The sequence below is a fragment of the Citrobacter sp. Cpo015 genome (assembly GCF_030333035.1).
Lineage (GTDB): Bacteria > Pseudomonadota > Gammaproteobacteria > Enterobacterales > Enterobacteriaceae > Citrobacter > Citrobacter portucalensis.
The window spans coordinates 333,335-356,029 of sequence record NZ_JAOWGS010000037.1 but is presented as its reverse complement, the minus strand read 5'-3'; the positions used below and the strand labels follow the sequence as shown (position 1 = coordinate 356,029).

Below are 22,695 nucleotides of genomic sequence, written 5' to 3'. Positions count from 1 at the left end.
AGTTTCAATATCAGACGGTGAGATCGCAGTTTATACGGGATTAATTTCTACAATAACTCACCTTCACAAGGAGCGTTTTATGAAGCCGGAAAACAAGATCCCCGTACTCGACAGAATTTCGGATGAAATGAAAAGCGTGGTGAATTTTCATCGCGACGATCTGCCGCCGTGGCCCGCTGCAGATGACTTCGTGGCCCAGCGCCAACACTACATTCATGAACGGCAGTTGTGGAATGCCGATGCCCCAGAGATGAATACCCGCGAATGCGTTATTTCTACCGCATGCGGCCCCGTGGCCACACGTATTTACTCACCGCAGCCTCATAGCCTGGCAACGTTGTATTATCTGCACGGCGGCGGTTTTATTCTCGGTAATCTGGATACCCACGACCGTATTATGCGCTTGCTGGCACGCTATACGCAGTGCACGGTAATTGGTATCGACTATTCGCTTGCGCCAGAAGCCCGTTTCCCGCAAGCCATCGAAGAGATTGCCGCCGTCTGCCAGTATTTTCATCAGCACGCTGGCGACTATTCTCTTAATGTGAATCATATCGGTTTTGCGGGCGATTCCGCCGGAGCCATGCTGGCGCTTGCCAGTGCTCTGTGGCTGCGGGATAAACGCATTGTCTGCGGCAAGGTGGCTGGGGTGCTTTTGTGGTATGGGCTTTACGGCCTGCAAGATTCACTGAGTCGACGGCTGATGGGCGGAGCGTGGGATGGGTTAACCCGCGAGGACTTGCAGATGTACGAAAACGCGTACCTGCGTAGCGCTGACGATCGCGAGTCACCGTATTATTGCCTGTTTAATAACGATCTGACGCGTGACGTGCCACCGTGTTTTATCGCTGGCGCTGAGTTTGATCCGCTGATTGACGATAGCCGCTTACTATTCCAGACGTTGCAGGCGCATCAGCAGCCCTGCCAGTACAAAATGTACCCCGGTACGCTGCACGCCTTCCTGCACTATTCGCGAATGATGAAAACCGCCGACGATGCGTTACGGGAAGGCGCTCGTTACTTCAGAGCCCAGCTTTAACGGTAAGCGTCGGTCAGTTTAACCATCATTTCGATATGTTCCGGTGCGGCATTAAGCGCCGGAATATACTCATATTGCTTACCGCCAGCTTCGAGGAAAATCTCCCGGTTTTGTACCGCTATCTCTTCCAGCGTTTCGAGGCAATCTGCCGAGAAGCCCGGACACATAACCTGGATATGTTGTGTCCCTTTCTCCGCCAGCATTTTTAACGTTTCGTCGGTATACGGCGTCAGCCACGGTTCGCGACCAAAGCGAGACTGGAAGGTCATCATTACTTTTTCTGGCGGCAGACCAAGCGCTGAAACCAGCTCTCGGGTGGTATCGCGACAGCGCTGCGGGTAGTCATCGCCTTCATCGGCGTAACGCTGCGGAATGCCGTGATAGGAGAGCAGCAGCAAATCAGGTTCACCGTGTTGAGCAAATGAATCCCGGGCACTCTTCGCCAGCGCATCGATGTAGCTGCTGTCATCGGCGTAATCACGAATAAATGAAACGCCAGGAATACCGCGTTTACGCGCTAAGATACGGGCCAGTTCGTCCCAGACTGCCGCCACCGTCGAACAGGAATATTGCGGGTACAGCGGTAACACCACCATGTGTTCAACCCCGCTTGCCAACAGTTCATCGACCGCGCTTTCAAGCGACGGCGAACCGTAGCTCATTCCCAGCGCAACAGGGGTATTTGGTAGGCGTTCTGCCAGGGCCCGCTGTTGTGCCTTGCTATAAACCATCAGCGGGGAACCATCTTCCATCCAGATTGACTGGTACAGCTTGGCTACGCGTGGCGCACGCAACGGTAAAATCACCCCGCGCAGCAACGGCCACCACAGTGCAGGTGACGTATCAACTACGCGTGGATCGCTTAAAAACTGGCGCAGGTAGCGCTTAACGGCTTCGGGGGTTGGGGCATCGGGAGTGCCGAGGTTTGCCAGCAGGATACCGGTTTTCGTCTGACGCATTACCGCCTCTTATCGATTCAAATTGTTGATAATTGTAGCGGAAAAGCGATAAAGAAGAACTAATTGCTGTGAGAGGTAAGACGAGAATTTGCCTGATGGCGCTACGCTTATCAGGCCTACGCGATAATGGCAGGCCTGATAAGAGGTTTATTACGCGAAAAAATTAGCCGAGGATTTTTTCCAGCGCTGCGCGCACGTCAGCAACGGCCTGGGTGCCGTCAACTTTCGCGTATTTGGTGTTACCCGCCTGCGCTTCTTTAGAGTAGTAGCCGATCAGCGGAGCGGTCATCTGATGGTATTCCACCAGGCGCTTACGTACAGTTTCTTCCTGATCGTCTTTACGGGTGGTCAGCTCTTCGCCGGTCACGTCGTCTTTACCTTCAACCTTAGGCGGGTTGAATTTGATGTGGTAAACGCGGCCAGAAGCAGCGTGTACGCGACGACCCACGATACGGTCAACGATCAGTTCGTCAGGAACATCGAACTCCAGAACGTAGTCCACGTTGATGCCCGCTTCTTTCATGGCGTCTGCCTGCGGAATAGTACGCGGGAAGCCATCCAGCAGGAAACCATTACGGCAGTCTTCCTGAGCAATACGCTCTTTTACCAGCGCGATCACCAGCTCATCAGTCACCAGCTTACCGGCGTCCATGATGTCTTTCGCTTGTTTGCCCAGCTCGGAGCCAGATTTCACGGCGGCACGCAGCATATCACCGGTGGAGATTTGCGGAATACCATACTTCTCCATGATGAACTGAGCCTGAGTTCCTTTACCCGCGCCCGGAGCGCCAAGCAGAATGATACGCATTACGAAAATCCCCTTAAAGGTTGTCGATATTTTTTAAAAAGCGCTAAACGATACCACCATCACGCAATTGGCTCAAGAAAGACGCCCGACGCTGAAACGGTTAACGGTGGGAAAATTAAAAATAAGGCGAGAAAATGCCGGATGGCGGTGGAAACACCGTATCCGGCATACTATTACGAGATGCTGTAGGCCGGATAAGCGTTAGCGCCATCCGGCATTACATTACGGGTATCAGGACACCAGCAACTGGTTCATACGACGGATGAACTGGTTCGGGTCTTCCAGCGTGCCGCGCTCAGCAAACAGCGCCTGATCCAGCAGCAGTTCAACCCATTCTTTGAACTGCGCTTCATCCTGGGTATCCGCCGTGCGTTTTACCAGCACGTGGTCCGGGTTGAGTTCAAAGATATATTTCACTTCCGGTACGGCCTGGCCCGCAGCGGCAAACAGTTTCGCCATCTGGGTGCTCATTTCATCCGCATCGGTGGTGACGATGGCTGGCGTGTCGGTCAGACGGTGAGTCAGACGCACTTCTTTCACGCGGTCGCCCAGCAGGGTTTTCACGCGCTCAACGAACGGCGTCAGCGCTTTTTCCGCTTCTTTTGCCGATTCATCAACTTCATCCGCCAGCTTGTCGATGGACTCGTCAGCTTTGGCAACAGACTGGAATGCCTTACCGTCGAACTCGGTCAAGTAGTTCATCATCCACTCATCGATGCGGTCAGAAAGCAGCAGCACTTCGATGCCTTTCTTACGCAGCAGTTCCAGGTGCGGGCTGCTCTTCGCTGCCGCATAGCTGTCTGCGGTGATGTAGTAGATTTTCTCCTGCCCTTCTTTCATCCGCGACACGTAGTCTTCCAGCGACACGGTCTGTGCGGAGGAGTCAGTGTGCGTAGACGCGAAGCGCATCAGCTTAGCGATCGTTTCCTGGTTGGCGTGATCTTCCGCCGGGCCTTCTTTCAGTACCAGGCCGAACTGTTTCCAGAAGGTCTGGTATTTCTCCGCGTCGTCTTTCGCCAGTTTTTCCAGCATCTGCAGTACGCGTTTGGTCAGCGCGCTGCGCAGGTTACGGGTGACGGTGCTGTCCTGCAGGATCTCACGGGAAACGTTCAGCGGCAGATCGTTGGAATCTATCAGACCGCGCACAAAGCGCAGGTAGTTCGGCATGAACTGCTCGGCGTCGTCCATAATAAACACACGCTGGACGTACAGTTTCAGACCATGCTTGTGATCGCGGTTCCACATATCCCACGGAGCCTGGGACGGGATGTACAGCAGGCTGGTGTACTCCTGCTTACCTTCCACACGGTTGTGGCTCCAGGTCAGCGGGTCAGTGAAGTCGTGGGCGATGTGCTTGTAGAACTCGTTGTATTCGTCGTCTTTGATTTCCGACTTGTTACGGGTCCACAGCGCCTGCGCTTTGTTGATCTTTTCCCAGGAAACCACGGTCTCGCCGTCTTTTTCTTCGGATTTTTCGATCTCTACCGGCAGCGCGATATGGTCGGAATATTTGCTGATGATGGAACGTACGCGCCAGTCATCAAGGAACTCATCTTCGCCTTCACGCAGATGCAGGGTGATTTCGGTGCCGCGATCGTCTTTGGTGATGTCGGCAACGGTGTACTCACCTTCGCCCGCAGATTCCCAGAACACGCCGTTTTCCGGCTTATCGCCCGCAGCGCGGGTACGCACGGTGACTTTGTCCGCCACGATGAACGCAGAGTAGAAACCCACCCCGAACTGGCCGATCAACTGGCTGTCTTTCGCCTGATCGGATCCCATGGATTCGAGGAAAGATTTAGTACCGGATTTCGCAATGGTCCCCAGATGATCGATAACGTCATCACGGTTCATCCCCACGCCGTTATCGGCAATGGTCAACGTACGTTTATCTTTATCGAAGGAAACACGTACACGCAGCTCACCGTCGCCTTCATACAGGTCCGGGTTAGACAGGGCGCGGAAACGCAGCTTGTCTGCCGCATCCGAGGCGTTAGAGATAAGCTCACGCAGGAAGATTTCTTTATTGGAATACAGAGAATGGATCATCAGGTGCAGAAGCTGTTTTACTTCTGACTGAAAACCACGAGTTTCTTGTCCTTTCATGTAGATCTACCTCAACAATGCCATTTTCAATGGTAAAAACACGTTGAGGGTGAAATGGGGACAAGCGGGAAGGATTTCAAGCGGAAGCCGCCGTCGCGGCCTCCGTTTGTTCAGAATTTAATCTTGTGTCGTCCTGCCAGAGAGTGCGACAGCGTGGTGCCATCGACCATTTCCAGCTCGCCGCCTACCGGAACGCCATGGGCGATACGGCTGGCTTCAACGCCATATTGCATGCAAAGCTCAGCAATATAGTTGGCGGTCGCCTCTCCTTCGACCGTAGGATTGGTCGCCAGGATCAGTTCGTTGATTTGCTCAGACTCCAGTCGCTGTTCGAGACGATCCAGCCCGATATCATCAGGGCCAATACCGTCCAGCGGCGACAGGTGTCCCATCAGCACGAAGTAACGTCCGGAAAACTGCCCGGTTTGCTCAATGGCGTAGATGTCCGCCGGACTCTCCACCACACAAATCTGACCGTTTTCCTGGCGACGCGGGTTCGAGCAAATGTTGCAGACGTCTTGCTCTGTGAAGGTGCGGCAATCGGCACAGTGGCCGATTTCCGACATTGCCTTCGTTAACGCCTGTGCCAGACGCATCCCGCCGCTGCGATCGCGCTGAAGCAGCGTGAACGCCATGCGCTGCGCCGACTTCGGGCCAACGCCCGGCAGACAGCGCAGTGCTTCCATAAGCTGAGTTAACAGCGGGCTGGTTTGCATCAGAACGGCATCTTAAAGCCAGGCGGCAGCTGCATTCCGGAGGAAACAGAGGCCATCTTCTCTTTCTGCGTCTCTTCAATGCGACGCGCCGCGTCGTTGAATGCCGCAGCAACCAGGTCTTCCAGCATCTCTTTGTCGTCTTCCAGCAGGCTTGGATCGATCTCCACGCGACGGCAGTTGTGCGCGCCGTTAATGGTCACTTTTACCAGACCCGCGCCAGATTCGCCGGTCACTTCCAGCTTGGCGACTTCTTCCTGCATCTGCTGCATTTTTTCTTGCATCTGCTGGGCCTGTTTCATCAGGTTACCCAGACCGCCTTTACCAAACATAGGCTTCTCTCTCAATCACGTTAAGGGATGACGACCGTCAAACCATTAGGCTCACGATCAAATGGGGCGAATACTCTCTTCGTCCAGCTCCGCATCGAAAAAACGACGCAGCGTCTGGATGTTATTATCCGCAATAATCGACTCACGCGCCTGCGCGAGTTTCTCTTCATAAATGGCCTGACGCCACTCCAGCGGCGTACGCACCGCTGGATTATCATCTTCAACGATGGTCAATTCAACCGTTGACCCCGTTAAGGAACTCAGTGCTTCAGCCAGTTTTTGCTGCGCGCCGCTGGAATTTAGGTGCCGCTGCGTGGAACGCAGGTGCAGGCAAACTACGTTGCCATTCTCTTCTTTCCAGGCATTAAGCGCCACCTGCTCCACCAGTTTAGGCAGCGAGAGCTGACTCACCTGGGCGGCCCACGGGTCACGTTCAATGGCTTCAGCCGCAAGCTTTGCCGCCAGTTCCGGCGTTTTTTCATGCTCAAGCGCTTTTTTCAGCGCTTTCGGCGTGGCAACGACTTCTTTAACTTCTGCAACAGGATTGGTCGCTTTCCAGCGATACGCTTCTTTCTTCGCCGGTGCTTTTTCCAGCGCAGAGACCGCCGGACGCGCCTGAACACGTTCCGACACCGAAGCCAGTCTTTCCAGCGCAGCATTATTCACCGGCCGCGCGCGGGAAACGGCTGCCGGTTCACTCTTTTTTGCTTTGGTTGCTCCCTGAGCGCGTTGCAACTGGCTACGCGCCGCCAACACCTGACTGGTGGCATCGGAGAGCGGCACATTCTGTTGCTGTTGTGCAGGCGCAGGCTGCTGCTGCACCTGCGTCGGGGTCATCACCGCCGTGGGTGCGACCGGGGCAAACGACTGTCGTGGAACTTCAGGTTCCGGGAGCGGCATGCGCGGATGAAAAGCCAGCGCACGCAGCAGCGTCATTTCGACGCCCATTCGCCTGTCCGGTGCATACGGCAGTTCTTTGCGGCCGATTAACAAAGTCTGGTAGTAAAGCTGCACATCGGTTGGCGGAACAATTCGCGCCAGTTCACGCATACGTTGTTCAATGGCGGCCATATCGCTGCCGAGCGCGGCAGGCGAAAGCTGAACCATGGCAATACGATGCAGCAAAGCCGACATCTCAACCAGCAGCGCTTCCCATTCGATACCGCGCGCGGCGGCGTCGTTTACCAGCGCCATAACGCGTTCGCCGTCCGCAGCCACAACCGCTTCAACGAGCGAGAGCGCCTGGTCGTCGTCCAGCGTGCCGAGCATGGTGCTGACCGCCTCGGTCGAGACCTGACCATCGCCGCTGGCGATCGCCTGATCGGTCAGGCTCAGAGCATCACGCAGGCTACCGTCCGCGGCGCGAGCCAGCAGTTGCAGTGCACGTGGTTCATGGGCGATATGCTCTTCTTTGAGGATATGCTCAAGCTGATGGCGAATCTGTTCGACATCCAACGCTTTAAGGTGGAATTGCAGACAGCGCGACAGGATAGTCACCGGCAGCTTCTGCGGATCGGTAGTCGCCAGCAGGAACTTAACGTGCGCGGGCGGCTCTTCGAGTGTTTTCAGCAAGGCGTTAAAACTGTGGCGCGACAGCATGTGCACTTCGTCGATCAAGTAGACCTTAAAGCGACCGCGCGCAGGCGCATACTGGACGTTATCCAGCAGGTCACGGGTGTCTTCGACTTTGGTGCGTGAGGCGGCGTCGATTTCAATCAGATCGACAAAACGCCCCTGCTCGATTTCCCGGCAGTTATCGCACACGCCACACGGCGTGGCGGTGATGCCGGTTTCACAGTTTAATCCCTTCGCCAGCAAGCGGGCGATAGAGGTTTTCCCGACGCCACGGGTGCCGGAAAACAAATAAGCATGATGAATACGCCCTAGCGACAAGCCGTTCGCCAGTGCCGTCAGCACATGTTCCTGGCCGACGACGTCAGCAAAGGTTTGTGGGCGCCATTTTCGGGCTAAGACCTGATAACTCATTGGCAGGCTCTGAAAGGCTGGAGGGTGGATTCACAGGGGGATAATGCTAACACAACCTCGCAGCGACGGCGAGGTTGACACGTTATATTCGGGCGTTATCGTTGCAGTCAGTTTGGTTTCGGGCAGCGCACAGAAACCGGAGCGTACACGCAGTACGTGAGGATTTCGAGCACTGACCGGGGCCAAAATGGCAAAAAAGATAGCCCTAAATTAGTGGCCCGGGAATGGAACCAGGCTATAACAGGTAAGCCCCTGTTTTTCCAGACGCTGTTCGCCGCCCAGATCAAACAGGTTAATGATAAAAGCAGCATCGGTAACTTCACCACCCAGACGGCGGATCAGCTTCACGGTCGCTTCAATCGTGCCGCCAGTTGCCAGCAGGTCGTCCACAACCAGCACTTTATCGCCAGGTTTGATGGCATCAACGTGGATTTCCAGCTGATCGGTGCCGTATTCCAGCTCATAGGTCTCAGCAATAACTTCACGCGGAAGCTTACGGGGTTTGCGTACCGGAACAAAGCCGACGCCCAGCCCCAACGCTACCGGCGCGCCAAACAGGAAGCCACGCGCTTCGGTGCCAACCACTTTAGTGATACCCGCATTTTTGTAGCGTTCAACCAGCAATTCAATGCTGAGGGCGTAGGCTTTCGGGTCTTCCAGTAAACTGGTGACATCACGAAAGAGAATGCCCGGTTTTGGGTAGTCGTGGATGCTTTTGATGCTATTTTTGAGAAACTCAAGCTGCTGTGCTGTCGCGGTCATAAGTTTGTGCCTGATTAATACAGTATTACTTCACGGCGCACTAAACACTTCATCCTCGACGTATCTTGAATGATTTTGTGTCTATATAAGAGCCAAGGTTACACTTGCTTAACCTTTGACCACCTGCGCCTGTGCTCGAAAACGGTCGAATTTACTGGCTGTGAGAGACAATTGCAACAGCGATTATTGCGCTTTACTGCTTTTGTTGTTTTTCATCAATCACCGGGATCCGCCACATAAAAATCAGTAAACAGGCGAGAATAACCAGCAGCAGGCCGCGCACCCACATCATATTGACCAGCCACAGTGAAATGCCAAACGTCACCAGGATCAACAAAATAGCGCGCGGTTTTGCTCCCGGCGGCATCGCACGGTGTTTTTGCCAGTGGCGCAAATACCCGCCGAACCACGAACGGTAAAGCAACCAGTCGTGAAAACGCGGCGATGAGCGGGCAAAACACCAGGCGGCCAGCAGTATAAACGGCGTCGTCGGCAACAGAGGCAATACAACGCCCAGCGTACCTAGCACTACCGCTATCCAGCCAATGATGATTAGAATAATGCGTTGCATAATATGAGTACTTAACACAGAGAATCGCTACTTTAGCATAACGGTTCTCATTTTCATCGGAGTGTTGTTGTGAAAACCGCCATGCTGTTACAGACGCTCGAAAACCAGCTTAACCGCTTGCGACAACATTGCGCCCCGCTGGCGCACCACACAACGCTTAGCGCCCGCTTTGACAGGCATCTGTTTCACACGCGCAGCACGTTGCTGCAGGCCTGCCTGGAAGAAGCTGACGATAATCTTACTGCCCTGCGCCGCGCCGTTGAGCAGCAGCAACTCCCACAAATCACCTGGCTTGCGGAACACCTTGCCTCACAGTTAGAGGCGATTTCACGTGAAACCGCCAGTTGGTCCCTTCGAGAGTGGGACAGCGCTTCTCCAGGTCTGGCGCGCTGGCAGCGCAAGCGGGTCCAACATCAGGAATTTGAACGCCGTCTGGTTGAAATGACGCGTGAACGCAAAGAGCGTCTGGCTCAGGCTACCGGCTTTGAAGAACAGCAAAAACTGCATCGTGAAGTAGAAGCATTCGAGGCGCGGCTGGCGCGCTGTCGCCATGCTCTGGCAAGAATAGAAAACGTGCTGGCGCGTTTAACCCGTTAATCCCCGGAGAATTTATGTCATTAGAGAACGCCCCGGACGAGGTCAAACTGGCCGTCGATTTGATTGTTTTACTTGAGGAAAATCAGCTACCAGCACGAACGGTGCTACGCGCGCTGGAGATCGTCATGCGTGATTATGAAAACAAACTTAAAACTGCGGAAGGCACCTCGCAAACTGATTAATTGCCCTCTGGTCTGCCATTGGCTTCGGTGTCAGAGTCGTCGCAACATCACGACGATAACGGACAGATCATGGAACGACTCCCCACCACACCCCACGACGCGGTCTTTCGGCAAATGCTGACGCAAAAGGAGGTTGCCCGAGATTTTTTGCAGATCCATTTGCCTGAAGCATTTCTCAATATATGCGATATGGATACATTAACGCTGGAATCAGGCAGCTTTATTGAGGACGATTTACATACCAGCTATTCAGATATCCTCTATTCCCTGCAAACAACACATGGACCCAGCTACGTTTACGCACTGATTGAACATCAGAGTAAGCCCGATAAATTCATGGCCTTTCGCCTGATGCGCTACGCAATTGCCGCCATGCAACACCATCTTAACGCCGGGCATAAGACATTACCTCTGGTCGTTCCTATCCTGTTTTACCATGGTATGGAAAGTCCGTGGCCTTATACCCTTAACTGGCATCACCTGTTTAGCGAACCAAAGCTTGCGAAAGCACTTTACGGCAATGAATTTACACTGGTAGACCTGACCGTAATGCCAGATAATCAGATCTTGCAGCATCAACGGGTAGCGATGCTGGAACTCCTGCAAAAACATATTCGTCGACGGGATCTGAGTGAGCTATTGGATCAACTGGTCACACTCTTAACACAAGAGCATCTGACAGAATATCAAATCGACGTTTTGATTAATTACATGCTTAAAGCAGGAAATACTGCGGAACCCGGCGTACTTGTCCGCCATCTGGCGCAGAGTGCGCCACAGTACAAGGAACAGCTGATGACGATTGCCGAATGGTTGGAAGAAAAAGGCAGAGTGGAAGGCATACAACAAGGGCTGGAAAAAGGGTTAGAAGAAGGTCGGCAGGTTGAAGCGCGTAATATCGCACAAAAAATGCTCGCCCGCGGCCTGGAACTGGAGCTGATTACGCACCTTACAGGCCTGACGCAGGAAGAACTGGTCGCGCTGGCGCACTAAATGCAATCAGGGCGGCAAGTATGCCGCCCTGATTGCAACTTAACCTACCGAAGGCGTCGGATCATCACCTTTAATGATGTCACGCTTAACCTCGGTCACGGTATCACCTTTCGCGTTATGCAGATGCACTTCGAGCTGGTTAAAGGCGATATCAATGTCGTTTTCACGGCACAAACGATCGACCGCACGGTTCAGTTCATCAACCGTGTGGCTACGATCGCGCAGTTCACGCACGTATAAACGCAGTTCATGATCCAGCGTGCTGGCACCGAAGGCGGTAAAGAACACCGCAGGCTCTGGATCGTGCATCACTTTCGGGTGTTCCATCGCCGCCTGCAACAGCACTTTCTTCACTTTATCCAGATCCGAACCGTAGGCCACGCCGATGCGGATCACCAGACGCGTGGTGGTATCGGAAAGCGACCAGTTGATCAAACGCTCCGTCACAAATGCTTTGTTCGGGATGATCACCTCTTTGCGATCGAAGTCGGTAATGGTGGTGGCACGGATACGGATCTTGCTGACCGTTCCTGAGAACGTACCGATAGTCACGGTATCGCCGATGCGGACCGGGCGTTCAAACAGAATAATCAGACCCGAAACAAAGTTACCGAAGATTTCCTGCAAGCCAAAACCAAGACCAACCGACAGGGCTGCTGCCAGCCACTGTAGCTTATCCCATGAAACACCGAGCGATCCGAAGACCGTCATCGCGCCGATGGCGATGATCGCGTAGTTAAGGATCGTGGTGATCGCATACGAAGCGCCCTGACGCATCTTCAGTCGCGACAGCACCAGCACTTCCAGCAGGCCGGGTAAGTTACGGATCAGCGCCCACGCGACCATTGAGGCAATAATCGCAAACAGCAGGCTGCCCATGGTGACGTCTTTCACCACCGCAGCTCCCGCTTCGGTGCCGTTGTAATGCCAGAGCGTAATGCTATCGAGATAACTGAACACGGTAATTAGATCGGACCAAATTGCCCAGAACAGAATACCAAACAGCGCAACCATCACCAGCATTGTTATACGCAGCGTTTGCTGGTTAACCTGCTCAAGCGCAATGGTCGGTTCTTCCTGCGGCTCGGCTCCTTCCGCCCCTTCTTTCACCAGGTTCTGACGACGCGCTAAGGCACGGCGCCAGGCGATACGCCGTGCCGCCACGCTCAATCCACGCAGTACCGTCTGATACAGCAGGTTCCAAAGGATAACCAGATAGACCGTTTCAATCCAACGACCGGCCAGGCGCAACGTGGTGTAGAAATACCCTGTCGCCGTCAGCACCATTAATGCAATCGGGATAATTGAGAGGACAGTAATGGTAACCAGACGCAAGCCATGCGACTCTTTGTCACGCCAGCTTTCACGACACATTGGCCATACCAGGAAGGCGATCAGCAGCAGGTTGAGGAAAATAACTACCTGACCCAGCACATCATCCATCAAATTAAGCGGCGACAGCTCAGCAATGACCGACCAGAAGTTGAGCGGTAACAGCGCCAGGCTAATACGCACGATCTGGCGGCGCCAGTGGCTGGTCTGTTTCGCTGGCATACCAAAATGACGAATTGCCACGCCATCTTTTTCCAGCACCTTCCAGCACAGACCAAACACCAGCCAGAAGACTGTCATCTTCTTACTGAACGCCCACAGCAGGTCGCTGATATTCAACTGCATGGTAAGCAGAATCAGGCCCAAGGCGAGGATAATCAGGCACGCCGGTAACGCTCGGATCAGATCGATCAGAATCGCTTTTGGCGTATTGAGCTGACTGTCATTACGCAGGTTCCCTACTGCGGCGGCTAATTTCGCCTGATACTCTTTCAACCATTTCAAACGCCAGCGGATTAACCCGGCAATAAGCAGCAGTGGCAGCCCCGCCAGGAACGCAATAAAGACGGCGGGCCAGGCTTTTTCCCAGTTCACTGTGATTTTCATCGACTTAAACTGGTCTTTTAGCGTTTGCGGGAAGGCTTTGATCCAGTCCCAGTCCATCGGACGGTTACTATTAACCCAGAAGATTTGCTGCGTGAGGATCCCTTTCAGGTTCTTCGACACGCTCATTAGCTGCTGTTGATTGATTTGCAGGTTAATCGCCATCATCAACTGGTTGCCCAGTTGCTTGTTCAGCTGATCCAACAGTTCACGGCGCATATCCACAACCTGCAGCAGGGCATCATGGACTTCACCATTCACTTCGTTGCTGTGCCCTTCTTCCAGTTTGGCGACAAACGCATCGTTCTGGAATAGCGCATCACGCTGCTGGTTTATCTCAAACTGTTCCAGACGCAAATCAGCGATCCGGTTAGTCATATCGGCAAGTTCATCCGCCGACGGCAGTGTTTGTTGTTGCTGATACAGAATACGCGACAGCAGCAGACTGCCTTTCAGGACAGCAATCTGCTCTTTAATGTTGCGTTCGGATTGCAACGCGCGGTCAAGCCAGTTTTTGACTTTGATATTCTGCTGCATCAGGTTGTTGCCGTTTTCGGTCGCGGCAATCAGACGCTGACTTAGCTGATGGTTAACGTCCAGTTCCTGCTTCACTAACGGATTTGACTGAATACGCTCGGCTTCATCCGGCGTTACCGCTTCCTGAGCCGTCTTTTCGGTTAACGTCAGTCGTTTGCTGTTCACCGCTTCTTGCAGAAGCTGGAGCTGATGTTCAAGCCGGTTACTGTTAGCTGTTACGTAATCACGTTGTTTTTGCAAGGTATCCTGCAAAACAGTATTACCTTCGAGGCTCTTACGCTGTTGGTCGATCTGCGCACTCAGCAGCGCCTGCTGTGCCTGCAGCAACACCTGCTGGCTGGGGCGTAACGCAGCCTCTCCCACATTGTTGCCATCGAGTCGATTACGAATTTGCTGCATTTGCTGCGACGCGGTGTACATCGCATTCTGCACACGCTCTGGCTGCGTCTGGAGCGACACCAGTTGGCTGTTGTAAGCGGCAAGATCGTTTTGTGCACTTTGCAGGTCATCCAAAACCTGTGCCACGCGCGACTCAAGCTGTCGCAAGGAGAGTGTACTCAGCGTTTTTCGCGTTTCATCGTCGTTATCGACATCGCTGAGCGAATTTAACGCATCCGTCGCCTGACGCATTTTCTCCGGTGCCTGGGCAACTTTCTGGCGAAGCTGTACGGTCTCATCTTTCACGCGATCGATTTTATCCAACGTGGCGATGGTATCGATGAGATCCTGTTGGACCAGCTTATCCTGCGCAGAGAGATCTTTTTGTTTACTCAGCGCGTCCAGTTGGCTCTGAATATCCGCTTTCGTCGGCAGTTCACCACTCTGTTGCGCCCGCGCAAAAGCAGACGACTGGCAAGATAGCAAGAGAATGAAGAAAAGAATGGTAATAGCAATAAGATGCTGTGAACGTTTATAGAGCTGCAACATAGTCATGAGAGTGAACGTTTCTGAACCGGAAAAGTGACCGAAAATAGTCAAGCGGCAAGAATATCACGGCTGTGACCGGCAGAATAGCAGCAGGCAAAACGACCAGGAGAATTCCTGGTACAGGCCCAAAACGTTTAGTGGATTTCCGCCACGCCAAGCCGCAGAGTTGGGCACATAAGGCACATCTCCAGCAGCACAGCGACGTATTCCCGAGCTTCTTTTTTCAGATCAAACGATTCGGGGGCAAATAACCAGTTTTCTATGATTCCGGTAATATAGCTACGCAACAGGACCGCCACGCGACGGGTGTTCAGGTTTTCCGGCAGCATATTGGCATCCATACAGTGCCGCAATGTTTGTTCGATACGATCGTAATTTTCAATACAAAGATGGCGTTGAGCTAACTGAACAGAGGCCATTTCCCCGACAAATTCGCATTTGTGGAATATAATTTCCAGCAACAAACGTCGGCGTTCTTCTGTCACGGTAGCTTCAAGAACGTAAATTAAAATTTCTCTTAATACTGATAGTGGATCGTCGGGGAATTTTGCCTGATACTCAGTCTCTAACTCATCAATGTTAGGTTTTGCTAGCTCCCAGATTTCACTGAATAAATCCGACTTGTTTTTGAAATGCCAATAGATTGCGCCACGCGTGACACCAGCGGCTTTTGCGATCTCCGCAAGCGAGGTGGATGATACCCCTTGTTGCGAAAACAAATGCAGAGCAACATCGAGAATATGCTGTCGTGTTTCCTGTGCTTGTTGTTTGGTTTTTCGTGCCATATGTCAGTGAATTTACAGGCGTTAGATTTACATACATTTGTGAATGTATGTACCATAGCACGACGATAATATAAACGCAGCAATGGGTTTATGGGCTTTAAGCCATTGATCAATTTGAAATCGGACACTCGAGGTTTACATATGAACAAAAACAGAGGGTTAACGCCTCTGGCAGTCGTTCTGATGCTCTCAGGCAGCTTAGCGCTAACAGGATGTGACGACAAACAGGCCCAACAAGGGGGCCAGCAGATGCCAGAGGTTGGAGTTGTTACGCTCAAAACTGAACCTCTACAGATAACAACTGAGCTTCCGGGTCGCACCAGTGCGTTTCGCATTGCAGAAGTTCGTCCTCAGGTTAGCGGTATTATCCTGAAGCGTAATTTCACGGAAGGTGGCGATATCGAAGCGGGTGTATCTCTCTATCAGATTGATCCTGCGACTTACCAGGCCGCTTATGAAAGCGCAAAAGGCGATCTGGCCAAAGCACAAGCCGCAGCAAATATCGCTCAACTGACGGTTAAACGTTATCAGAAACTGTTGGGTACCAAGTACATCAGTCAACAGGATTACGATAGCGCGCAGGCAGACGCACAGCAGGCAAACGCCGCCGTTGTCGCCGCGAAAGCCGCGGTAGAAACTGCACGCATCAATCTGGCCTATACCAAAGTGACGTCGCCGATCAGCGGCCGTATTGGTAAATCATCCGTTACGGAAGGTGCTCTGGTGCAAAACGGTCAAGCGACCGCACTGGCGACCGTTCAACAGTTGGACCCGATCTACGTGGACGTGACGCAGTCAAGCAACGACTTCCTGCGCCTGAAACAAGAGCTGGCCAACGGCACGCTGAAGCAACAGAACGGCAAAGCGAAAGTCGAACTGGTGACCAACGACGGCATTAAATACCCGCAGTCCGGTACGCTGGAATTTTCTGATGTGACGGTTGATCAAACTACCGGGTCGATTACGTTACGCGCCATCTTCCCTAACCCGGATCACACCTTACTGCCGGGTATGTTCGTTCGCGCACGTCTGGAAGAAGGGATTAACCCAACGGCATTACTGGTTCCACAGCAAGGCGTTACCCGTACACCGCGTGGCGATGCCAGTGCATTGGTTATCGGTGCAGACAACAAAGTTGAAACTCGTCAAATTGTCGCCGCACAAGCGATTGGCGACAAATGGTTAGTCACTGATGGACTTAAGCCGGGCGACCGCGTGATTGTCACTGGGCTGCAGAAAGTACGTCCTGGCGCGCAGGTAAAAGCGCAGGAAATCACCGCTGATAACAACCAGCAAGGCCAAAGCGGTAGCCAGCCTGAACAGTCCAAGTCTTAACTTAAACAGGAGCCGTTAAGACATGCCTAATTTCTTTATCGATCGCCCAATATTTGCGTGGGTGATCGCCATTATCATCATGTTGGCAGGGGGGCTCGCGATCCTCAAATTGCCGGTAGCGCAATATCCAACTATTGCACCGCCAGCAGTGACGATCTCCGCGACCTACCCTGGCGCTGATGCCAAAACAGTACAGGATACTGTTACGCAGGTTATCGAACAGAACATGAACGGTATCGATAACCTGATGTACATGTCCTCTAACAGTGACTCCACGGGTACCGTGCAGATCACCCTAACCTTCCAGTCTGGTACTGACGCGGATATCGCACAGGTACAGGTGCAGAACAAACTGCAGCTGGCCATGCCGTTGCTGCCTCAGGAAGTACAGCAACAAGGGGTTAGCGTTGAGAAGTCATCCAGCAGCTTCCTGATGGTTGTCGGTGTTATCAACACCAACGGCACCATGACGCAGGAGGATATTTCCGACTACGTTGGCGCCAACATGAAGGATGCCATCAGCCGTACTTCAGGTGTGGGTGATGTTCAGCTGTTCGGTTCTCAGTACGCGATGCGTATCTGGATGGATCCGAACAAACTGAACAACTTCCAGCTGACGCCGGTTGATGTAATCAGCGCCATCAAAGCGCAAAACGCCCAGGTTGCAGCCGGTCAGTTAGGTGGTACACCACCGGTGAAAGGCCAGCAGCTTAACGCGTCAATCATCGCGCAAACCCGTCTGACCTCCGCTGATGAGTTCAGCAAAATTCTGCTGAAAGTGAATCAGGATGGTTCCCAGGTTCGTCTGCGTGACGTGGCGAAAGTGGAACTGGGCGGTGAGAACTACGACATCATTGCGAAGTTCAACGGTAAACCGGCATCCGGTCTGGGTATCAAGCTGGCGACAGGTGCTAACGCCCTGGATACAGCAAACGCTATCCGCGATGAACTGAAGAAGATGGAACCGTTCTTCCCGTCAGGTCTGAAGATCGTTTACCCGTATGACACCACACCGTTCGTGAAAATATCTATTCACGAAGTAGTGAAAACGCTGGCGGAAGCAATCATCCTCGTGTTCCTGGTAATGTATCTGTTCCTGCAGAACTTCCGCGCGACGCTGATTCCGACTATCGCCGTGCCGGTGGTGCTCTTGGGTACGTTTGCCGTCCTTGCGATTTTCGGCTTCTCGATAAACACCCTGACGATGTTCGGGATGGTACTCGCCATCGGCCTGTTGGTGGATGACGCCATCGTTGTGGTCGAGAACGTTGAACGTGTAATGGCTGAGGAAGGACTACCGCCGAAGGAAGCAACGCGTAAATCAATGGGCCAGATTCAGGGCGCACTGGTGGGTATCGCGATGGTACTGTCAGCGGTATTTATCCCAATGGCGTTCTTCGGAGGTTCTACCGGTGCAATTTACCGTCAGTTCTCCATCACCATTGTTTCCGCGATGGCGTTGTCTGTGCTGGTGGCGTTGATTCTGACCCCTGCCCTGTGTGCGACCATGCTCAAACCGATTGCTAAAGGCGATCACGGAGAAGGCAAAAAAGGCTTCTTCGGCTGGTTTAACCGCATGTTCGATAAGAGTACACACCATTACACCGATAGCGTAGGCGGTATTCTGCGCAGCACCGGTCGTTATCTGGCGCTGTATCTGATCATCGTTGTGGGCATGGCCTATCTGTTCGTTCGTCTGCCAAGTTCGTTCCTGCCAGATGAAGATCAGGGGGTATTCCTGTCTATGGCTCAGCTGCCAGCGGGTGCAACGCAAGAGCGTACCCAGAAGGTGCTGGACGAAATGACGGATTACTATCTGACCAAAGAAAAAGCGAACGTTGAATCGGTGTTTGCCGTTAACGGCTTCGGTTTTGCAGGTCGTGGTCAGAACACCGGTATCGCATTCGTCTCTTTGAAAGACTGGAGTGAACGTCCAGGTAAAGAGAACAAAGTTGAAGCGATTACTCAACGTGCAATGGGCGCATTCTCGCAGATCAAAGACGCGATGGTCTTTGCCTTTAACCTGCCAGCGATTGTGGAGTTAGGGACCGCAACCGGTTTTGACTTCCAGTTGATTGACCAGGCAGGTCTGGGCCATGAGAAGCTGACTCAGGCGCGTAACCAACTGTTTGGTGAAGTCGCGAAGCATCCTGATCTGTTGGTCGGTGTTCGTCCTAACGGTCTGGAAGATACGCCGCAGTTCAAGATCGATATCGATCAGGAAAAAGCGCAGGCTCTGGGCGTTTCCATTAGTGATATTAATACAACGCTGGGTGCAGCATGGGGCGGAAGCTACGTGAATGACTTCATCGACCGTGGTCGTGTGAAGAAAGTTTACGTCATGTCTGAAGCGAAATACCGTATGTTGCCGGAAGATATTGGAAACTGGTATGTCCGCGGCAGCGATGGACAGATGGTACCGTTCTCCGCCTTCTCTACCTCACGTTGGGAATACGGTTCACCGCGTCTGGAACGCTATAACGGTTTGCCTTCCATGGAAATCTTAGGTCAGGCCGCTCCGGGTAAAAGTACCGGTGAAGCCATGGCCATGATGGAGCAACTGGCCAGCAAACTGCCATCCGGTATCGGTTATGACTGGACCGGTATGTCCTACCAGGAACGACTGTCCGGCAACCAGGCCCCTGCCCTGTATGCCATTTCACTGATTGTCGTGTTCTTGTGTCTGGCAGCGCTGTACGAGAGCTGGTCAATTCCGTTCTCCGTAATGCTGGTTGTACCGCTGGGTGTTATCGGTGCATTGCTGGCAGCAACGTTCCGCGGCCTGACCAACGACGTTTACTTCCAGGTAGGCCTGCTCACAACCATTGGGTTGTCGGCGAAGAACGCGATACTTATCGTCGAATTCGCCAAAGACTTGATGGATAAAGAGGGTAAAGGTCTGATAGAGGCGACGCTGGACGCAGTACGCATGCGTTTACGTCCAATCCTGATGACGTCACTGGCCTTTATTCTGGGCGTAATGCCGCTGGTCATCAGCTCCGGCGCAGGTTCCGGTGCACAGAACGCCGTTGGTACTGGCGTAATGGGCGGGATGGTGACGGCAACCGTGTTGGCTATCTTCTTTGTTCCGGTGTTCTTTGTGGTGGTACGCCGCCGCTTTAGCCGCAAAAATGAAGATATTGAGCATAGCCACTCAGTAGAGCATCATTGATACATCTCTAAAGATAAGGCCGCGCAAGCGGCCTTTTTTCTGGAAAAATCATAAAAATCACTTATTGCCATTCCGTTTATTTTCTATCGGATAAATAAGCGATATAATCCTTGCAGCCTTAAAGGCTATTCTTAAAAAAACAGCGAGAGTTCTTATTTACTTTAATAAATATTAAGATTAATCCTATCCACTGGTTCACATTGTCGGTTGTTGCCTTTCGTTGCTAAACCTAAACAAGATAACCCGATGATTGCCCGAAGAATAAAGAAATTGTCCCATTTCGAATAGCGGCATTTATCTGTTAAAATGTAAAAATGACGTAGCATCATAATTTTACATAATTGTAATTTTTCGTGATATGACGATGAAATCTTTTTTAGAGTAGATTATAGTTAAATCATCAGGAGTCGCGGGCAAGTTCCAGGTAGTTGTTGTATCCATCCCGAAAGGTGTTCGGTTAGTTTAAGCCACTAAGAAGGGGATGCGTTATGGATGAATACTCACCCAAAAGACATGATATCGCGCAGCTTAAATTTCTCTGCGAAACTCTGTATCATGACTGTCTTGCAAACCTTGAACAAAGTAACCATGGCTGGGTTAATGACCCTACCTCTGCAACCAGCTTGCAGCTCAATGAACTGATAGAGCATATTGCAACCTTCGCACTTAATTATAAAATTAAGTACAATGAGGACAATAAGCTGATCGCGCAGATAGATGAATACCTGGATGACACTTTTATGTTGTTCAGCAGTTATGGTATTAATACGCAGGATCTGCAGAAATGGCGGAAGTCAGGTAATCGACTGTTTCGCTGTTTTGTCAATGCCACCAGGGCTAATCCTGTTAGTTTGTCTTGTTAAAAATTATTACAATCATAGGTAAGAGTTATGTCCGATAAACCATTAACTAAAACAGATTATTTGATGCGCCTGCGACGTTGCCAGACAATTGATACGCTAGAGCGCGTTATTGAAAAAAATAAATATGAATTGTCCGACAACGAACTGGCTGTATTTTACTCAGCAGCAGATCATCGCCTTGCTGAATTGACCATGAATAAGCTTTACGACAAGATTCCAACTTCTGTTTGGAAATTCATTCGCTAATTGCACTCAAGGTTAAGTCAGGTATAGCGGTACCGTTGTCTGGCTGACCATTTTCGTATTTACAATGGTTATTTAATTCAAATCGCGTGACTATGATCACAGCAAAGGAGCGGGAACGTTCCCCTTGTTTGCATTACGTTTTACTGTGCTGAAATAACCTTCAGTACACAGGGAATTCGTAATGCGTAATGAAAAGCAAAAAATGATCGCCGGCGAATACTATCGCCCGGCAGATGAAATGCTGCGCAGTGACCGACTACGCGCTCGTCAGTTGATCCATCGCTACAATCTCACCGCTCCCGATGAAAAAAATGAGCGTCAGGCAATCCTGCACGATCTGTTAGGTCAGAGTGAGGGAGCCTATATTGAACCCTCTTTCCGTTGTGATTACGGTTATAACATCTATCTTGGTAAAGACTTTTACGCTAATTTCGACTGCGTTATGCTCGACGTTTGTCCAATTCATATTGGCGACAACTGCATGCTGGCACCAGGCGTTCATATCTATACCGCGACCCATCCGCTGGATGCTACCGAGCGCAACAGTGGCCTGGAGTTCGGAAAGCCCGTGACTATCGGCAATAATGTCTGGATAGGTGGCCGTGCAGTGATCAATCCCGGCGTCACGCTGGGCGATAACGTGGTTGTGGCATCAGGCGCAGTGGTCACTAAAAGCGTTCCGGCAAACACCGTGGTTGGGGGCAATCCCGCAAGGATCATCAAAACGCTGTGATCTTAAATGTAACTGTTATGCTAAATTGCGGTTAATCTGTTACTTTCTTCAAAGGGTATCCCCTTTTAAAATAGGGCGATCCCTCCTGAATTTTGCAGATATCACGAAGGCAAGAGATGACAGAAATACAGCGCCTGCTTACTGAAACAATCGACGATTTAAATATTCGAGAGAAGCGCGACAACAAACCGCGCTTTAGCATCAGCTTTATTCGCAAACACCCAGGGCTGTTTATCGGCATGTATGTTGCGTGGTTTGCCACGTTGGCGGTGATGCTACAGTCAGAAACGTTAGTCGATTCAGTATGGCTGCTGGTGGTGCTGTTCGTTGTACTCAACGGCTTTTTCTTTTTCGACGTTGCGCCACGATACCGCTTTGAAGATATCGACGTTCTGGATTTTAGAGTTTGCTATAACGGAGAATGGTACAACACGCGCTTTGTCCCCTCCTCTCTCATCGATACTATCCTGCACTCACCGTCCGTGGATAGCGAACATAAAGCACAGCTGCAAAAGATGATATCGCGCAAAGGCGAACTCTCGTTTTACGATGTCTTTACGCTTACCCGCGCCCAGACCAGCCAGTAACGGCATCTCAGCACAGATAAAAAAAGTGCGTTCCTGCGAAGGTAACGCACTTTAATCCCTGAAATGCTGGCAAAGAAACTAACGTCTTTTTTTACGCCCCTGTACTGCTTTAAAGCGCGGATTCGTTTTGCAGATAACGTACAAACGCCCTTTGCGTTTTACTATCTGGCAGTCAGGATGGCGCTGTTTTGCGCTGCGAAGTGAATTGAGTACCTGCATTTTAACCCCGCTTAACGCCAATAAAATGACCAAAACGTTTTTGGAAACGTGCTGCACTACCTTCATTATCAAAGGTTTTTTGTTTCCCGGTATAGTACGGATGTGATTTAGAAGAGATATCGAGGGTCACGTACGGGTACATTTTCCCCTCAAACTCAATTTCACGCTCAGTCTTGATGGTCGAACCGACCTTAAAGAATTCATTGGCACTGGTATCGTGAAACACTACGGTACGGTAAAAAGGATGAATATCCGGTTTCATGGCAACCTCAATTTGTTACGCTATAACATAACCATCAAAATACACC

General features: G+C 51.7%; 22 protein-coding genes and 1 other annotated feature. Of the genes, 10 read left to right on the top strand and 12 right to left on the bottom strand.

Annotated elements, in window-relative coordinates:
• Positions 1-79 precede the first annotated feature (79 nt).
• Complete coding sequence (aes, locus tag OGY67_RS17450; RefSeq protein ID WP_003831053.1) at positions 80-1,039, top strand: acetyl esterase; 960 nt, start codon at positions 80-82, stop codon at positions 1,037-1,039.
• Here aes and hemH read toward each other — a convergent pair.
• From hemH to OGY67_RS17410, 8 genes are all read right to left on the bottom strand, one after another.
• Positions 1,036-1,998: a ferrochelatase gene (hemH, locus tag OGY67_RS17445; protein ID WP_003831052.1), complete on the bottom strand. Its 963-nt coding sequence runs from the start codon at positions 1,996-1,998 to the stop codon at positions 1,036-1,038. The genes aes and hemH overlap by 4 nt on opposite strands.
• Before the next feature lie 163 nt (positions 1,999-2,161).
• Positions 2,162-2,806, bottom strand: a complete 645-nt coding sequence (gene adk, locus OGY67_RS17440) for an adenylate kinase (protein ID WP_003021773.1) — start codon at positions 2,804-2,806, stop codon at positions 2,162-2,164.
• Positions 2,807-3,037: 231 nt separating this feature from the next.
• Complete coding sequence (gene htpG / locus OGY67_RS17435; RefSeq protein ID WP_032942554.1) at positions 3,038-4,912, bottom strand: molecular chaperone HtpG; 1,875 nt, start codon at positions 4,910-4,912, stop codon at positions 3,038-3,040.
• 110 nt (positions 4,913-5,022) lie between these two features.
• A complete protein-coding gene (gene recR, locus OGY67_RS17430) occupies positions 5,023-5,628 on the bottom strand; it encodes a recombination mediator RecR (protein WP_003831050.1) in 606 nt (201 codons plus the stop codon).
• Positions 5,628-5,957, bottom strand: a complete 330-nt coding sequence (locus OGY67_RS17425) for a YbaB/EbfC family nucleoid-associated protein (protein WP_003021764.1) — start codon at positions 5,955-5,957, stop codon at positions 5,628-5,630. Before OGY67_RS17425 ends, recR begins: the two co-directional genes overlap by 1 nt.
• A 57-nt stretch (positions 5,958-6,014) precedes the next feature.
• Positions 6,015-7,943: a DNA polymerase III subunit gamma/tau gene (gene dnaX, locus OGY67_RS17420; RefSeq protein WP_286574295.1), complete on the bottom strand. Its 1,929-nt coding sequence runs from the start codon at positions 7,941-7,943 to the stop codon at positions 6,015-6,017.
• Positions 6,618-6,682 (bottom strand) — a sequence feature (DnaX frameshifting element). Its footprint overlaps the gene before it by 65 nt.
• A 210-nt stretch (positions 7,944-8,153) precedes the next feature.
• Positions 8,154-8,705: an adenine phosphoribosyltransferase gene (gene apt, locus OGY67_RS17415; RefSeq protein ID WP_003021759.1), complete on the bottom strand. Its 552-nt coding sequence runs from the start codon at positions 8,703-8,705 to the stop codon at positions 8,154-8,156.
• A gap of 193 nt (positions 8,706-8,898) precedes the next feature.
• Entirely contained in the window at positions 8,899-9,276 is a 378-nt protein-coding gene (locus OGY67_RS17410; protein ID WP_008783969.1) for a DUF454 family protein, read from the bottom strand.
• Between the two features lie 69 nt (positions 9,277-9,345).
• Between OGY67_RS17410 and priC the strand changes: the two genes are divergently transcribed.
• The 3 genes from priC (at position 9,346) to OGY67_RS17395 (ending at position 11,048) form a co-directional block, all read left to right on the top strand.
• A complete protein-coding gene (priC, locus tag OGY67_RS17405) occupies positions 9,346-9,873 on the top strand; it encodes a primosomal replication protein N'' (RefSeq protein WP_048214780.1) in 528 nt (175 codons plus the stop codon).
• Between the two features lie 14 nt (positions 9,874-9,887).
• Positions 9,888-10,055, top strand: coding sequence for a pleiotropic regulatory protein RsmS (gene rsmS, locus OGY67_RS17400; protein WP_065772037.1), 168 nt, complete (start codon positions 9,888-9,890; stop codon positions 10,053-10,055).
• A 69-nt stretch (positions 10,056-10,124) separates the two neighbouring features.
• Complete coding sequence (locus OGY67_RS17395) at positions 10,125-11,048, top strand: Rpn family recombination-promoting nuclease/putative transposase (protein WP_286574294.1); 924 nt, start codon at positions 10,125-10,127, stop codon at positions 11,046-11,048.
• 39 nt (positions 11,049-11,087) lie between these two features.
• Here the strand turns inward: OGY67_RS17395 and mscK are convergent, their stop codons facing one another.
• Both mscK and acrR read right to left on the bottom strand, forming a co-directional pair.
• Entirely contained in the window at positions 11,088-14,453 is a 3,366-nt protein-coding gene (gene mscK, locus OGY67_RS17390) for a mechanosensitive channel MscK (RefSeq protein ID WP_048235963.1), read from the bottom strand.
• Positions 14,454-14,581: 128 nt separating this feature from the next.
• The gene (gene acrR, locus OGY67_RS17385; protein WP_003831045.1) at positions 14,582-15,232 is read right to left on the bottom strand and encodes a multidrug efflux transporter transcriptional repressor AcrR; all 651 of its coding nucleotides are present in this window, start codon (positions 15,230-15,232) and stop codon (positions 14,582-14,584) included.
• Positions 15,233-15,373: 141 nt separating this feature from the next.
• Between acrR and acrA the strand changes: the two genes are divergently transcribed.
• The 6 genes from acrA (at position 15,374) to OGY67_RS17355 (ending at position 22,168) form a co-directional block, all read left to right on the top strand.
• Positions 15,374-16,567, top strand: a complete 1,194-nt coding sequence (gene acrA / locus OGY67_RS17380; RefSeq protein ID WP_286574292.1) for a multidrug efflux RND transporter periplasmic adaptor subunit AcrA — start codon at positions 15,374-15,376, stop codon at positions 16,565-16,567.
• Positions 16,568-16,589: 22 nt separating this feature from the next.
• Complete coding sequence (acrB, locus tag OGY67_RS17375) at positions 16,590-19,739, top strand: efflux RND transporter permease AcrB (RefSeq protein ID WP_008783964.1); 3,150 nt, start codon at positions 16,590-16,592, stop codon at positions 19,737-19,739.
• A 488-nt stretch (positions 19,740-20,227) separates the two neighbouring features.
• Positions 20,228-20,602, top strand: a complete 375-nt coding sequence (gene tomB, locus OGY67_RS17370; RefSeq protein WP_003021733.1) for an Hha toxicity modulator TomB — start codon at positions 20,228-20,230, stop codon at positions 20,600-20,602.
• A gap of 27 nt (positions 20,603-20,629) precedes the next feature.
• Entirely contained in the window at positions 20,630-20,848 is a 219-nt protein-coding gene (gene hha / locus OGY67_RS17365) for a hemolysin expression-modulating protein Hha (RefSeq protein ID WP_002892050.1), read from the top strand.
• 181 nt (positions 20,849-21,029) lie between these two features.
• A complete protein-coding gene (gene maa / locus OGY67_RS17360; RefSeq protein WP_008783963.1) occupies positions 21,030-21,581 on the top strand; it encodes a maltose O-acetyltransferase in 552 nt (183 codons plus the stop codon).
• A gap of 116 nt (positions 21,582-21,697) precedes the next feature.
• Positions 21,698-22,168 carry a YlaC family protein gene (locus OGY67_RS17355; protein WP_020996574.1) on the top strand — a complete coding sequence of 157 codons (471 nt, stop codon included), beginning with the start codon at positions 21,698-21,700 and terminating at the stop codon, positions 22,166-22,168.
• Positions 22,169-22,246: 78 nt separating this feature from the next.
• Here OGY67_RS17355 and ykgO read toward each other — a convergent pair whose 3' ends face one another.
• Together ykgO and OGY67_RS17345 are read right to left on the bottom strand one after the other, a co-directional pair.
• Positions 22,247-22,387 (bottom strand): type B 50S ribosomal protein L36, encoded by a 141-nt coding sequence (gene ykgO, locus OGY67_RS17350; RefSeq protein ID WP_005125190.1) that lies wholly within the window; start codon positions 22,385-22,387, stop codon positions 22,247-22,249.
• Position 22,388: 1 nt separating this feature from the next.
• Entirely contained in the window at positions 22,389-22,649 is a 261-nt protein-coding gene (locus OGY67_RS17345; RefSeq protein WP_008783961.1) for a type B 50S ribosomal protein L31, read from the bottom strand.
• Positions 22,650-22,695 lie beyond the last annotated feature (46 nt).

Bases quoted from the DNA above. Each gene is read 5' to 3' on its own strand.
- aes (WP_003831053.1), top strand. From the start codon at position 80: ATGAAGCCGGAAAACAAGATCCCCGTACTCGACAGAATTTCGGATGAA.
- hemH (WP_003831052.1), bottom strand. From the start codon at position 1,998: ATGCGTCAGACGAAAACCGGTATCCTGCTGGCAAACCTCGGCACTCCC.
- adk (WP_003021773.1), bottom strand. From the start codon at position 2,806: ATGCGTATCATTCTGCTTGGCGCTCCGGGCGCGGGTAAAGGAACTCAG.
- htpG (WP_032942554.1), bottom strand. From the start codon at position 4,912: ATGAAAGGACAAGAAACTCGTGGTTTTCAGTCAGAAGTAAAACAGCTT.
- recR (WP_003831050.1), bottom strand. From the start codon at position 5,628: ATGCAAACCAGCCCGCTGTTAACTCAGCTTATGGAAGCACTGCGCTGT.
- OGY67_RS17425 (WP_003021764.1), bottom strand. From the start codon at position 5,957: ATGTTTGGTAAAGGCGGTCTGGGTAACCTGATGAAACAGGCCCAGCAG.
- dnaX (WP_286574295.1), bottom strand. From the start codon at position 7,943: ATGAGTTATCAGGTCTTAGCCCGAAAATGGCGCCCACAAACCTTTGCT.
- apt (WP_003021759.1), bottom strand. From the start codon at position 8,705: ATGACCGCGACAGCACAGCAGCTTGAGTTTCTCAAAAATAGCATCAAA.
- OGY67_RS17410 (WP_008783969.1), bottom strand. From the start codon at position 9,276: ATGCAACGCATTATTCTAATCATCATTGGCTGGATAGCGGTAGTGCTA.
- rsmS (WP_065772037.1), top strand. From the start codon at position 9,888: ATGTCATTAGAGAACGCCCCGGACGAGGTCAAACTGGCCGTCGATTTG.
- OGY67_RS17395 (WP_286574294.1), top strand. From the start codon at position 10,125: ATGGAACGACTCCCCACCACACCCCACGACGCGGTCTTTCGGCAAATG.
- mscK (WP_048235963.1), bottom strand. From the start codon at position 14,453: ATGACTATGTTGCAGCTCTATAAACGTTCACAGCATCTTATTGCTATT.
- acrR (WP_003831045.1), bottom strand. From the start codon at position 15,232: ATGGCACGAAAAACCAAACAACAAGCACAGGAAACACGACAGCATATT.
- acrA (WP_286574292.1), top strand. From the start codon at position 15,374: ATGAACAAAAACAGAGGGTTAACGCCTCTGGCAGTCGTTCTGATGCTC.
- acrB (WP_008783964.1), top strand. From the start codon at position 16,590: ATGCCTAATTTCTTTATCGATCGCCCAATATTTGCGTGGGTGATCGCC.
- tomB (WP_003021733.1), top strand. From the start codon at position 20,228: ATGGATGAATACTCACCCAAAAGACATGATATCGCGCAGCTTAAATTT.
- hha (WP_002892050.1), top strand. From the start codon at position 20,630: ATGTCCGATAAACCATTAACTAAAACAGATTATTTGATGCGCCTGCGA.
- maa (WP_008783963.1), top strand. From the start codon at position 21,030: ATGCGTAATGAAAAGCAAAAAATGATCGCCGGCGAATACTATCGCCCG.
- OGY67_RS17355 (WP_020996574.1), top strand. From the start codon at position 21,698: ATGACAGAAATACAGCGCCTGCTTACTGAAACAATCGACGATTTAAAT.
- ykgO (WP_005125190.1), bottom strand. From the start codon at position 22,387: ATGCAGGTACTCAATTCACTTCGCAGCGCAAAACAGCGCCATCCTGAC.
- OGY67_RS17345 (WP_008783961.1), bottom strand. From the start codon at position 22,649: ATGAAACCGGATATTCATCCTTTTTACCGTACCGTAGTGTTTCACGAT.